Source organism: Parasulfitobacter algicola (assembly GCF_013315265.1).
Classification (GTDB): Bacteria; Pseudomonadota; Alphaproteobacteria; order Rhodobacterales; family Rhodobacteraceae; genus Parasulfitobacter; species Parasulfitobacter algicola.
The window spans coordinates 16,565-28,647 of record NZ_JABUFE010000021.1 but is presented as its reverse complement, the minus strand read 5'-3'; the positions used below and the strand labels follow the sequence as shown (position 1 = coordinate 28,647).

The following is a 12,083-nucleotide window of genomic DNA, read 5'->3' as shown; positions in this document are numbered from 1 at the left end:
TCGCCAATGCCCCCAACCAATAAGGGAATTGAATCAGCCGTTAGGTCATCAATCAAGCAGGAGTTTTTCAACAAAATCAGCCCATTTTAGCGGATGCTGCACCGTGCACGAATGGCAGCTATTTTAGCAATCAAGTAAATGATGCAAGTTTTGCGATTGCCTTGACCTCCAACAAAAGATCGGGCTCGGCCAAGCAAACAACGCCAATGGCGGTCCAGTTTGGAAAGGGTGGATTTGGAAAGACGCTCTGCTTTACAGATGCAAACGCGTTGAAGTGTTCGTACATGTCTACGTGGAAGGACGTGATGTCGACGATATCGTCAAATCCACACCCAGCCGCCTCTAACACGCCACCCAAGTTGGTAAAAGCCAATTGGAACTGCGCTGCTGGATCGCTGATCACACTGCCTGACGCATTGATGCCGACCTGTCCCGACATGAACAGGAAGCCGCCACTTTTCACCGCCGCAGAGTATCCGTAGGCCTCGTATTTCGCTTGTTTGTCGCTTGGAAAAATCACATCCCGCATCTTTGAATCCATTTCTATACAGTTGCAGTGAAATAATATCTATGCGAGTGTATTGAAACAGTCAAATGGAATGAACGATGCCGCGCCAGAAGTCCTATGATCGCCAAAATGCCATTACAAAAGCGTGCAACGCTTTCTGGGAACATGGGTTCCAAAGCCTTGGTGTGCGTGAACTTGAAAGACTGACGGGCCTCAACCAATTCGCCATTCGCTCGGAGTTTGGTGGCAAGGAAGGTCTCTACCTAGAAACCTTGAATTACTACTGTGACGCCGCTATCTCGGCGGAAATGGCTCCAATGAAACAAGGCGGTATTCCTGAAATCGTCTCTTTCTTTAAGGGTTTAGTCACACCGGGATCTATGACATCCAGTGACTATGGGTGTTTGATCGTCAACACCGGCATTGAGAACGCCCGCATCCAAAGTCCACGGCTTGAAAATGCTGTGCGCTCCTACTGGAATACTCTTGAAGACCACTTTCTGATCGCCCTCGAGAATGAGCAGGCTGAGCAAGGCGAAGGCGCGGCATTCACACCTCATATCTTGGCCGCGTCACTGGTTCCGGCTGTGATGGGCATTCATGCACACAACAGATCACACCGGGATCAGACGGCGGGTCGCCCTCTTGTCGATCTCATATGCTCAATTCTAAGCGGGTATCGACCACTATGACGATCCAGCCCTTTTCCCCAGTATCTGGAATTGACGGTGTCTACATTGGCCGCGCTGGAAAGCTGAACTGCATCGCATTCCGTCTTCGAGACGGGGGCTTGTGCCTTTATAGCCCCGTCACGGGACTTGAAACGTCTGAATCTCACAGCCTCGCCAAACTAGGCGGCGTGTCGATGATACTCGCACCAAATCACTATCACAACAGAGGTCTGACAGGGCATGTCAAGGCCTTTCCGAATGCATCATTGGTTTGTTCAAAAGATGCGGTGCCGCGTCTGAAAAAGATCACGGGACTGACGTTTGATGGAATTGATACCCTCAAATCGCAGTTGGCGGACAACCAGAGAATACTTCAACCTGAAGGCCTCAAGACAGGAGAGCTCTGGGTTGAAGTAAGAACTCGTTCAGAGATTGCTTGGATTGTCACCGATGCCTTTAGCGCCAAGCTGCATTCGCCAGGCGTCTATGTGGAGGCTCTCAATATGCTTGGCACCTTTCCACGTTACGGAGTCAAAGACGCCTCAGTTTTCAAAGATTGGGCCAATACACAGCTTTCCACTGACGGCCCGACCATCCTGCTTTCCTGCCACGGATCGCCTGTGACCGCTCCAGACCTCGACGCTCAGCTTATCAGCTTGCTTGAAGATGTGTTCTGAGCCCCCAGAGAAGATCCAAAAGCAGCCATAGGCGAGACCGCAGCGAATCGGCGCTCCGTCTCGCACTTTATGCATTGCGTAGGGTGCAACGAACGGCTGCTTGGGTCCATATGTCTCAATAAAACAGTTGTTTTAGCGGGGCAATTGTTGCGCTAGGAATCAATGACGTGCGCGGTAAAACTTTAGAGCAAGTCAATTAGAGCGGATTGACAGGTTATTTGCGGTGCTATTTCGCCCCTTACCCTAAACAACCTTGTGCAAAAGGGATTAAAATTTCTGGCTTTGGATACCGTTTTCACTATAGCCCGTTTTCCGCATAAATAAATTTCAGACCTCGCGAACCTTTTCGGAGAATCCTGCAACATACGTCTTGAAGTCGTGTGCGTGGGCACATTACCGCGACAAAGCGCATAGAGAATTGGAGATCAAATGGGTGCGTCCGTTAATGCCATTTTGGGGGGCATATTTCTTCTGTTGGCGCTTTTTCTTACTTTTTTGATGTACTACCTTTGGGCTTTTCCGTTTGATAAGAAAAAGCACAAAAGTTCGGCCCCAAGGTCATTAATGAATTTGCACCGCGTGCTGGGCTATGCCTTTGTCGGTATTTATGTTTTCTTAATGTGGGATATGGTGCCGCGCCTTTGGTCTTATCAAATCGAATTGCCCGCGCGCACAGTTGTGCATTTAACGTTGGGACTGACTGTTGGGGCGATCCTGATCATCAAAATCATGGTCGTACGGTTTTTCAAACATATGGAATCGACGCTTGCGCCGTTTCTTGGGACAGCGCTGTTGATTTGCACATTGCTGCTGACTGGATTGGCACTGCCTTATGCCGCGCGCGAAGCCTTTTTGCGCGCAACAGCCCAGGACGGTCAGAATTTTTCATCAGAGCGGATTGCACGGGTTACAACCTATCTGCCGCAAATCGGCTTTACCGATGAAGCTGGATTGGCGGTGCTGGCGTCATCCGCGGGTCTTGCCGAAGGTCGTGATGTGCTGACACGGAAATGCACACAATGTCACGACTTGCGCACGATCCTTGTGAAACCTCGAACGCCACAGGCCTGGCATAGCACCGTTACGCGGATGGCCACACGGTCAACAACCATGAACCCGATCAGCGAAAGCGAACAATGGAGTGTGACCGCTTATCTGATTGCGATATCACCAACACTGCGTCAAGGCGTCAGTGAACGGCGTGTCGAAATCATCGAAACGTCGGCAAGCCAGAACGCAGTCAGACAATCGGGGCTGCAAGCGCCCCTGACATATGATCCGGCTGCGGCCGAAGATCTGTTTCAGGCCAAATGTTCCCAATGTCATTCGCCGCAGTTGGTCGAAGGGGCCGGATTGAACAATCGCGAAGATGTCGTCGTGTTGGTCACGCGCATGGTTGGAAATGGTCTGACCGCAGATGATGCTGAGTTAAGTCAGATCATGGCCTATCTTACGGATCGCTTTGCCAAGGCGGAAAGTCAGTAACCTGCTGTTTGTTTTAGTTTCCAATTGCAGCTATCTGGCTACGTCTTGAGAGGTTATCGAATTGCTACGTTAATTTTGTCGGTATAATATCGATTAAATATCGGTGTTTTTAGATTGAAAGGGACTTGGATTATGGATAGCAAGGGCAAACGGCGGATCGTTTCATCGCGACATTTGGCGGAAGGCGAAGGTTGGCAGGCATCGGAAATCGAATATGGGATGATCATTGCCTATAATGCATTCAGCCGGTGGATGGTGCGGTGCATGTCGGCGGCAGGGAACACGGATTTGACCCCTTTGGAAATTCTGGTGCTACACAATGCCAATCACCGGGGTCGGGATAAGCGCCTGACGGATATCTGTTTTTTGCTGAATGTCGAAGATACGCACACGGTCAATTATGCGCTGAAAAAGTTGATGAAGATGGAGCTATTACAATCTGAAAAGCGTAGGAAAGAAGTCTTTTACAGAACCTCCGACGCGGGCGAGGCCCTGTGCGATGCGTATCGGTCTGTGCGCGAACGGTGCTTTCTGGATGGACTGTCACGATTGGATCTGTCGGGCGAAGAAATGCGCGAGATTGCATCAAGTCTGCGAACCCTTTCGGGGCAATATGATCAGGCCAGTCGTGCGGCGGCATCGCTTTAGTTCCGCATCAGGTTCGGCAGATAGGTCACGATTTGTGGGAAGATCGTTATCAGCACCACGGCGAATAACAAAAGTAGGAAAAACGGGAAAGCAGCCTTGGCCACGCGCAGGATGTCGATGCCGGTCAGGCCCTGAATGACAAACAGGTTAAAGCCTACAGGCGGTGTGATCTGGCTCATCTCGACAACAATGACCAGATAGATACCGAACCAGATCGGGTCAATGCCAACAGCGGTGACCATGGGCATTATGACGGATGTAGTCAGGACCACGACCGAAATCCCATCCAGAAAACAACCCAGAACGATGAAGAACAAGGTCAAAGCCATCAGCAGAATATGCGGCGACAGGTTCATGTCGCTGATCCATGTGGCCAGATTGCGGGGTAGGCCGGTAAAGCCCATGGCAACGGATAAAAACGCAGCCCCTAACAGGATAAAGGCGATCATGCAGGATGTGCGCGTGGCGGACAGAACGGCCTGCCAGAACAGCGACCAGCTGAACGATCCCGACGACCATGCTAGCCCGATCGACAGCAAAACGCCCAGTGCGGCGGCGTCTGTGGGCGACGCAAGGCCCGCGTAAATTGATCCGATGACGCCGCAGATCAGTAGGCCCACAGGGATCAGGCTGCGCGATGCGTGCAGCTTTTCGCTGAATGTGGTACGGGCGGTTTCCGTCGGGATCAGATCGGGGTTCATTAAGGCACGTACTGCGACGTATCCGGCGAACAGCGCAATCAGCATGAGGCCCGGCAAGATGCCCGCGATGAACAGGCGGGCGATGGATTGTTCGGTGGCCACGCCGTAAACGATCAAGATGATCGATGGCGGGATCAGCAGCCCAAGTGTGGCAGATCCGGCCAAGGTGCCGATAATCAGGTTTTCGGGATAGCCGCGCCCGGTCAATTCGGGCACGGACATTCGTCCGATTGTGGCCGCTGTTGCCGCGGATGATCCCGAGACAGCCGCAAAGATCGCACAGCCAAAGACATTGACATGCAGCAATCGCCCCGGCGCGCGGCCCAGCCATGGGGCCAGACCGCTGAACATATCGCGGCTTAATCTGGACCGCAGCAGGATTTCCCCCATCAGAATGAACAGTGGCAGCGCAGTCAGTTCCCAAGTGTGCGAATGGCCCCAGAACGTGGTGGCCATGATCAATTCGGCCGGGGCGTTGGAAAACAGCGTGATGGCCACTAACCCGACAATGGTCAAGGCGACAGCGACCCATACACCTGCGGCTAGTAACAGGATCAGCAGACCCAAAAGAACAGTGGCGATCATCGGGTCGGTCATCGGCTATACCTCGTCCGGGTTGGTTAGGACCGGTTTGCGCGCGCGGATCAGGTCAACCAATGTGTGGACCAGTGCCAGCGTGAGCAACGCCATGCCAAAACAGGTGACCGATTGTGGCGCCCAAAGCGGGATCGGGATGATGCCGTTTGACAGATCGTTATAGCGCCAGCTTTCTTCAACCAGCGCACCCATGTACCAAGTGGCAAATGCGGTCAGCGCGATGGTCAGGGTCAGCACAATCCCCTCCAATATAGCCTGAACGGGATCCGCAAAGCGCTGGGTGACAAGATTGACACGAATATGCCCACCCGCGCGCAGGGTGTGCGCCATGGCCAAAAACGTGGCCCCTGCCAACATAAAACCAGAAAAGTCGCGATAGGACGGGATGGTTGGGGGCAGCAGGCCCGGTGAGATACGGCCTGCTGCGTTCAACATGACCTGCGCACTGATCAGTAGACAGATCGCCAGGATCAAGAGACCGGCCAGACCGCCAGCAATCTTGTAAAGCATGTTCAGAAAACGGATCATGATAACGCTTTCGATATGTTGGTATCAGCGATAAGCTTGCACCCTCATTTCGCTTCGAAGTAGGCGTCCAGCACCTTTTGTGCTTCTTCAGATGCGTTGGATTGCCAATTTTCCAGCATCGTGTCGCCCAGCACTTGCAGACCTGACACCAGTTCGGGGCTTGGATCATAAACCACAATGCCATTTTCGGCCAATGCGGCGGTTTGGGTTTCGGCCTCGGCCTTGGACATTTCCCAGCCGCGTGTTTCGGCGACAGCGGCTGCGTCGAGAACAGCCGCTTTACTTGCATCATCCAGACCGTCAAAGATGCGGGCGTTCACGACGACGATGTTCTTTGGTACCCACGCGTTGATCGGGGTGTAATGGGTGACGAAATCCCATGCCGTTGAATTCACGCCGGTCGAGGGCGAGGTGATCATCGCCTGTACCTGTCCGGTTGCAAAGGCCTGGGGAATGTTCGATGCCTCGATCTGGACAGGGGACGCCCCCGCCAGTGTTGCGAATTCTTCGAGTGCGGCGTTATAGGCGCGAAAGCGTAGGCCAGCCAAGTCGTCGACTGTTGCGATTTCACCGTTGGTATAAAGCCCCTGCGCAGGCCATGGCACGGAAAAAAGCGGCATCAAGCCTTGGGCGGCCAGCAGTTCAGTTATCACCGGCTTTTGTGCATTCCACAGTATTTGCGCATCATCATAGCTGGTCGCGACAAAGGGCTGGCTGTCCAGACCGTATGCCAAATCTTCGTTGGACAGGCGCGACAGGAAGAATTCACCGATTGGAACCTGACGAGATCGCACGGCATTCTTGATCTCGGAATGGGGAAAAAGCGACCCGGCGGAATGGATCGTTATATCCAGCCCACTGTCAGTGGCCGCACGAATATCATCTGTGAACTGTATGATATTTTGTGTGTGGAACGTGCTGTCACCATAAGGCGTCGGCATATCCCAGCTTTCGGCCACAACCGGCGATGATACAGCCAGTGAAGCCGCGAAAATCACAGCGTGTTTGGTCATTCTTATTCTCCCTGTAAGTCGGACTGCGCCGAATCTATTTTGCTTACATAACGTTGACAATTTGTCAGTGTTCTATTCATAAAGCAAATGTTAATTTGATTCGAGGGATCCGGGTATGAACAGCGGTGTGGACGCGAAATGGCAATTCTGGATTGATCGCGGTGGTACATTTACCGATGTGGTTGCACGCGGACCCGATGGGCAATTGCGCACCCATAAGCTGCTGTCGGAAAACGCTGATGTCTATGCTGATGCGGCGGTCGAAGGTATTCGGGTGCTGATGGGGTTGGCCAGCGGCGATGCTATTCCTCCCGGCCAGATCGCAGCGGTCAAGATGGGCACGACGGTCGCCACGAATGCACTGTTGGAACGCAAGGGCGAGCGGACAGTTTTATTAATTACAAAAGGTCTGAAAGATCTGCTGCGGATCGGATATCAGAACCGCCCGCGCTTGTTTGATCTGGATATCACGCTGCCCGAGCTATTGTACGAGTATGCGATTGAAGTCGATGAACGTATGTCCGCCACGGGCGACGTGACTACACCGTTGAATGCGCGCGTCGTAGCTGCGGATTTGGCGCGCGCCTATGATCAGGGCTATCGGTCGGTGGCTGTGGCGCTGATGCATGGGTATCGGTTTACGGATCACGAAAAACAGATCGGACAGATCGCGCAGCAGGTTGGTTTTACACAAATTTCGCTTAGCCATCAGGCCAGTCCGTTGATTAAGCTGGTGTCGCGTGGCGATACAGCTGTAGTCGATGCCTATCTATCACCGATTCTGCGCCGCTATGTCGGGCAGGTGCGTGATGCTTTGAAATCTGATCAGGGCGGCTGCGATACTTTGATGTTCATGCAATCAAATGGCGGGCTGACTGATGCCGCACTTTTTCAGGGCAAGGATGCGATTTTATCCGGTCCTGCGGGTGGTGTTGTGGGCATGGTGCGGACGGCGGCCGAACACGGGTTTGACAAGCTGATCGGCTTTGACATGGGCGGCACCTCGACTGATGTGTGCCATTATGCGGGCGATTACGAGCGATCGTTTGAAACCGAAGTCGCAGGTGTCAGGATGCGCGCCCCAATGATGAGCATTCATACGGTTGCGTCCGGGGGCGGGTCGATCCTGCGGTTTGCAGATGGGCGTATGCAGGTGGGGCCGGAAAGTGCTGGTGCGGACCCCGGGCCTGCGTGTTACCGACGCGGTGGGCCTTTGACGGTGACGGATTGCAATGTGCTGCTGGGCAAGCTGCAACCGGATCAGTTTCCGCATATCTTCGGGCCGAATGCCGATCAGCCGCTGGACCCAGATATCGTGCGCCAAAAGTTCGAAGATCTGGCTGATCAGATCGCCGCCGACAGCGGTGATGCGCGCCGCAGCCCCGAAGATCTGGCCGAAGGCTTCCTGCGTATTGCTGTGGAAAACATGGCCAATGCGATCAAAAAAATCAGTGTGCAGCGTGGCTATGATGTGACGCAATATACGATGAACTGTTTTGGGGGCGCAGGTGGTCAGCATGCGTGCAAGGTCGCTGATGCCTTGGGGATGGAACGTATTTTCATTCACCCATATGCCGGTGTTCTGTCAGCATTTGGCATGGGGTTGGCGGATGTGCGGGCCTTGCGGGAATATCAGTTTGCGCGCCCTATTAATCATGATGCGCAGGCGGTTTTGAAAGATCTGACCAATCAGGCACGGGCTGAAATTACAGCACAGGGCATTGCGTCTGACCGCATCGATATTGTGACCATGGCGCATATTCGCACCGATGGCGCGCACCAGACGCTTGAGGTGCCCTTTGACACGCCCGCCAAAATGACCGCCGGGTTTGAGGCAGCGCATGCCCAAAGATTTGGATTTGTTCCGGTTTATGATCATCTAATCATCGATGTGCTAACAGCCGAAGCGGTTGGGCAGACAGGTGAAAATGTCGGCCTGCCGGATCAGTTGCCATTGGGTGGCGGCAAAAACCACGCCGATATGGTCGTTGAGGGTGTGCAGCAGCAGGTGCCAATGTTGGATCGCGCCAGTTTGAAAGGTGGTGACTGGGTCAATGGCCCTGCGATTTTGATCGAACCGACAGGCACCAATATTCTGGATCCCGGTTGGCAGGCGGAATGTGTGGCCGGGGGCAGCCTGATCTTGCGCCGCACTGAAAAACTGCGCCGGGTCGAAGCGATTGGCACGTCTGTCGATCCGGTCATGCTTGAGGTTTTCAATAATCTGTTCATGTCCATCGCTGAACAGATGGGCGCCACGCTGGCCAACACGGCATATTCGGTGAACATCAAAGAACGGCTGGACTTTTCCTGCGCGCTGTTCGATCAGCACGGTGATCTGGTGGCCAATGCCCCCCACGTACCAGTGCATCTGGGATCGATGAGTGAAAGCGTCAGGACGATCTTGCGCGTGAACGCTGGCCGTATTCACCCAGGTGATGTTTTCATGATGAATAACCCCTATAACGGTGGAACACATCTGCCAGATGTCACTGTGATCACGCCGGTTTTTGATGACGCAGGGCAGGATATACTGTTCACTGTCGCTTCGCGTGGGCATCACGCAGATATCGGCGGCACCACGCCAGGATCCGCCCCGCCCGATAGCCGTCATATCCGGGAAGAGGGCATTCTGATCGACAATTTTTTATTGGTGAAACAGGGCGTTCTACAAGAAAAGGCAATACGTGCATTGCTGGCATCAGGTGACTATCCGTGCCGTAATATCGATCAGAACATGGCCGATCTGGTGGCACAGATTGCAGCGAATGCGACCGGAGTGGCCGAGTTGCAAAAGATGGTAGAACAGTTCGGGGTTTCGACGGTTCATGCCTATATGGGGCATGTTCAGGACAATGCAGAAGAAAGCGTACGTCGCGTGCTTGAGGTGCTGACCGACAGTCAATTTACCTATCCGCTGGACAGTGGTGCGCAGATCAAGGTGGCCATTCAGGTCGATCGCGCCAACCGGAATGCGACGCTGGATTTCACCGGAACCTCAACCCAAGATGATCTGAATTACAACGCCCCGCTAGCTGTGTGCCGGGCGGTGGTTTTGTATGTGTTCCGCACGCTTGTTGGCAATGACATTCCGATGAACGAAGGGTGTCTGAAGCCGCTGAATATTCGCGTTCCTGAAGGATCAATGATCAACCCGCGCTTTCCTGCTGCTGTCATTTCAGGCAACACAGAGGTATCGCAAGCCATTGCTGATACGCTTTACGGCGCGCTGGGCGTGATTGCCGGATCGCAGGGCACGATGAATAACTTCGTCTATGGCAATGATGTTTATCAGAATTACGAAACGATCTGTGGCGGAACAGGCGCGGGCCCGGGCTTTGACGGGACAAGTGCTGTGCACAGCCATATGACCAACACCCGCATGACGGACCCCGAAGTGTTAGAGACCCGATTTCCCGTACGCGTCGATGAATTTTCAATTCGCATCGAATCCGGTGGGGCAGGTGCCAACAAAGGTGGTGACGGTATCGTGCGCCGCTTGCGTTTTCTTGAACCGATGACGGCGACAGTGTTATCCTCGCACCGCGAAACAGTGCCCCATGGTTTGAACGGTGGCGATCCTGGCAAGCCGGGCCGCAACAGCGTGGAACGGGCCGACGGTCAGGTTGAAGAATTGGCTGGAAACGACAAGGCTGAATTGCAAGCGGGCGATGTTTTCATTGTTGAAACGCCGGGCGGGGGTGGATGTGGGTCTGCGCATTAGTGCATAGGAATTTGTCGCTGAAGTCTGTTATGGATACTTGCCATTGCTCATTTCAGGGTAAAACGTATGGATTTAATGATTATCGTTTTACTGGCGGTTTGTATGATCGCACTGCCACTTTTTGCGCATTTGAAAAACCAAAGCGTCTCAGTTCTTTTTGTCCTGACATCAGGTATCTATGCTATTTTTGGTGCGATCATTCTTTTGGTTTCGATTTCTACCGATCATCAACCAAGCGCAAGCGATTTAAGTGGGCACGATACATATTATATTATTTCGCATGGTTATTACTATTTTGGCTATGCTGCCGTTTTGATAATCCCCGCAGGGCTTTTATGGTTTCAGGCTAAGCTGGGCGCATTATTTTATAAGCGCATAACATTTGGTCTGTTTTGGGTGACTAACTTGAGTGGCATTACGGCTATTATTATCATCGATGCACTGATGCCGTTGGCCATACCAAGACGGTACATAGAATATGATGGCACGTTTATGAAACTTAACCTATTTTTGGATTGGCTTAGTTTAATTTATCAGATCAGTCTGCTTATCATTGCAGTGCTATTTTTCATTTCACTAATCCGCCGCTTTTGGATCAAAACATCAATTTAGCATTTTGCTTATCTCATGGCTTACACCAGACAAATGATCGACAAACATCTGAACGCATTTGTTTTTTGTGTGGGCAGAGTAGACAGCCAGTGTGCTTAAGTTCTGTGTAACGTCGGGCAATTGTAAAACAGTCAAACCGGGGCGCGGGTGGCGCATGATGCGTTCAGTCAGGATTGTTACACCCATACCGCAGGCGACAAGGCCAAGGATCCCGTCAGTATTATAGGCCTCTTGCACGACATTGGGTTTAATTCCGGCCCGGTCGCAAATTGTGTCCAGGTGCAGATGAAAGTGGCGCCAATCTTGATAGGATCCAACAACAAAAGAGTCATGGGCTAGATCCTGAAGACTGATGGATTTACGTTGCGCCAAAGCGTGCGTGTCGGGCACGACGGCCACGAATGTGTCGCGCTGGATCTCAAGGCTGACAAGATCGTGGGCTGTGACAGGACCGGTAACAAAGCCGATGTCCAGATCGCCATGCGCCAATTGCTGAAGCTGACGCGTTGTCACAGCGTGCATGGGGTTGACCGCTACGTCCGTCCGGGCTTTGCGAAAACTGGCCAGAATGCTGGGCAGATCGCCCCCGATGGCAAAATCCGTATAGCCGATGTTCAGGCTGCCAACTTCGCCCTGTTGCACCTTTTGAATACGCAGGATCGTGGCGTTCATTGTATCCAGCACACTTGTTGATCCTTCTAGAAAAACACGCCCTGCGTCTGTCAGTTTGACATTCCTGTTATCACGTTCAAACAATGTCACGCCCAACTCACGCTCTAGATGCTGAACAGATCGGCTAAGCGCAGGTTGGGCGATACCCAATGTCTCGGCGGCACGACGAAAATGCAGGGTTTCGGCGACGGCAGTGAAATGTCGGATATGGCGCAGGCCAAAGCGTTTGATAACAGTCATGCATCAA

The 12,083-nt window shown here is 52.8% G+C and carries 11 protein-coding genes; 6 read left to right on the top strand and 5 right to left on the bottom strand.

The window, feature by feature from the left end:
• Positions 1 to 130 precede the first annotated feature (130 nt).
• Positions 131 to 529 carry a RidA family protein gene (locus HRQ87_RS18960; protein ID WP_174140017.1) on the bottom strand — a complete coding sequence of 133 codons (399 nt, stop codon included), beginning with the start codon at positions 527 to 529 and terminating at the stop codon, positions 131 to 133.
• Positions 530 to 606: 77 nt separating this feature from the next.
• Here HRQ87_RS18960 and HRQ87_RS18955 point away from each other — a divergent pair, with 77 nt between their 5' ends.
• From HRQ87_RS18955 to HRQ87_RS18940, 4 genes are all read left to right on the top strand, one after another.
• Positions 607 to 1,200: a TetR/AcrR family transcriptional regulator gene (locus HRQ87_RS18955; RefSeq protein ID WP_174140016.1), complete on the top strand. Its 594-nt coding sequence runs from the start codon at positions 607 to 609 to the stop codon at positions 1,198 to 1,200.
• Positions 1,197 to 1,856, top strand: a complete 660-nt coding sequence (locus HRQ87_RS18950; protein WP_174140015.1) for a hypothetical protein — start codon at positions 1,197 to 1,199, stop codon at positions 1,854 to 1,856. The genes HRQ87_RS18955 and HRQ87_RS18950 overlap by 4 nt, the downstream gene beginning before the upstream one ends.
• A gap of 564 nt (positions 1,857 to 2,420) precedes the next feature.
• Complete coding sequence (locus tag HRQ87_RS18945; RefSeq protein ID WP_174140014.1) at positions 2,421 to 3,341, top strand: c-type cytochrome; 921 nt, start codon at positions 2,421 to 2,423, stop codon at positions 3,339 to 3,341.
• Positions 3,342 to 3,473: 132 nt separating this feature from the next.
• On the top strand, positions 3,474 to 3,989 hold the full coding sequence (locus HRQ87_RS18940; RefSeq protein ID WP_174140013.1) for a winged helix DNA-binding protein: 516 nt from the start codon (positions 3,474 to 3,476) through the stop codon (positions 3,987 to 3,989).
• Here HRQ87_RS18940 and HRQ87_RS18935 read toward each other — a convergent pair.
• Genes HRQ87_RS18935 through HRQ87_RS18925 form a run of 3 tightly spaced genes read right to left on the bottom strand, consistent with a single transcriptional unit; the run spans position 3,986 to position 6,828 of the window.
• Positions 3,986 to 5,287 (bottom strand): TRAP transporter large permease, encoded by a 1,302-nt coding sequence (locus HRQ87_RS18935; protein ID WP_174140012.1) that lies wholly within the window; start codon positions 5,285 to 5,287, stop codon positions 3,986 to 3,988. The two genes, HRQ87_RS18940 and HRQ87_RS18935, sit on opposite strands and share 4 nt — an antisense overlap.
• 3 nt (positions 5,288 to 5,290) lie before the next feature.
• A complete protein-coding gene (locus HRQ87_RS18930) occupies positions 5,291 to 5,815 on the bottom strand; it encodes a TRAP transporter small permease (protein WP_174140011.1) in 525 nt (174 codons plus the stop codon).
• 44 nt (positions 5,816 to 5,859) lie between these two features.
• Positions 5,860 to 6,828 (bottom strand): TRAP transporter substrate-binding protein, encoded by a 969-nt coding sequence (locus HRQ87_RS18925; RefSeq protein WP_174140010.1) that lies wholly within the window; start codon positions 6,826 to 6,828, stop codon positions 5,860 to 5,862.
• 115 nt (positions 6,829 to 6,943) lie between these two features.
• Between HRQ87_RS18925 and HRQ87_RS18920 the strand changes: the two genes are divergently transcribed.
• Together HRQ87_RS18920 and HRQ87_RS18915 are read left to right on the top strand one after the other, a co-directional pair.
• Entirely contained in the window at positions 6,944 to 10,552 is a 3,609-nt protein-coding gene (locus HRQ87_RS18920; RefSeq protein WP_174140009.1) for a hydantoinase B/oxoprolinase family protein, read from the top strand.
• 66 nt (positions 10,553 to 10,618) lie between these two features.
• A complete protein-coding gene (locus HRQ87_RS18915) occupies positions 10,619 to 11,164 on the top strand; it encodes a heme-copper oxidase family protein (protein ID WP_174140008.1) in 546 nt (181 codons plus the stop codon).
• Here HRQ87_RS18915 and HRQ87_RS18910 read toward each other — a convergent pair.
• On the bottom strand, positions 11,156 to 12,076 hold the full coding sequence (locus tag HRQ87_RS18910) for a LysR family transcriptional regulator (RefSeq protein ID WP_174140007.1): 921 nt from the start codon (positions 12,074 to 12,076) through the stop codon (positions 11,156 to 11,158). The two genes, HRQ87_RS18915 and HRQ87_RS18910, sit on opposite strands and share 9 nt — an antisense overlap.
• Between the last annotated feature and the right edge of the window lie 7 nt (positions 12,077 to 12,083).

What these genes read in the sequence shown, in the direction of transcription:
- HRQ87_RS18960 (WP_174140017.1), bottom strand. Translation starts at nt 529, where the DNA reads ATGCGGGATGTGATTTTTCCAAGCGACAAACAAGCGAAATACGAGGCC.
- HRQ87_RS18955 (WP_174140016.1), top strand. Translation starts at nt 607, where the DNA reads ATGCCGCGCCAGAAGTCCTATGATCGCCAAAATGCCATTACAAAAGCG.
- HRQ87_RS18950 (WP_174140015.1), top strand. Translation starts at nt 1,197, where the DNA reads ATGACGATCCAGCCCTTTTCCCCAGTATCTGGAATTGACGGTGTCTAC.
- HRQ87_RS18945 (WP_174140014.1), top strand. Translation starts at nt 2,421, where the DNA reads ATGAATTTGCACCGCGTGCTGGGCTATGCCTTTGTCGGTATTTATGTT.
- HRQ87_RS18940 (WP_174140013.1), top strand. Translation starts at nt 3,474, where the DNA reads ATGGATAGCAAGGGCAAACGGCGGATCGTTTCATCGCGACATTTGGCG.
- HRQ87_RS18935 (WP_174140012.1), bottom strand. Translation starts at nt 5,287, where the DNA reads ATGACCGACCCGATGATCGCCACTGTTCTTTTGGGTCTGCTGATCCTG.
- HRQ87_RS18930 (WP_174140011.1), bottom strand. Translation starts at nt 5,815, where the DNA reads ATGATCCGTTTTCTGAACATGCTTTACAAGATTGCTGGCGGTCTGGCC.
- HRQ87_RS18925 (WP_174140010.1), bottom strand. Translation starts at nt 6,828, where the DNA reads ATGACCAAACACGCTGTGATTTTCGCGGCTTCACTGGCTGTATCATCG.
- HRQ87_RS18920 (WP_174140009.1), top strand. Translation starts at nt 6,944, where the DNA reads ATGAACAGCGGTGTGGACGCGAAATGGCAATTCTGGATTGATCGCGGT.
- HRQ87_RS18915 (WP_174140008.1), top strand. Translation starts at nt 10,619, where the DNA reads ATGGATTTAATGATTATCGTTTTACTGGCGGTTTGTATGATCGCACTG.
- HRQ87_RS18910 (WP_174140007.1), bottom strand. Translation starts at nt 12,076, where the DNA reads ATGACTGTTATCAAACGCTTTGGCCTGCGCCATATCCGACATTTCACT.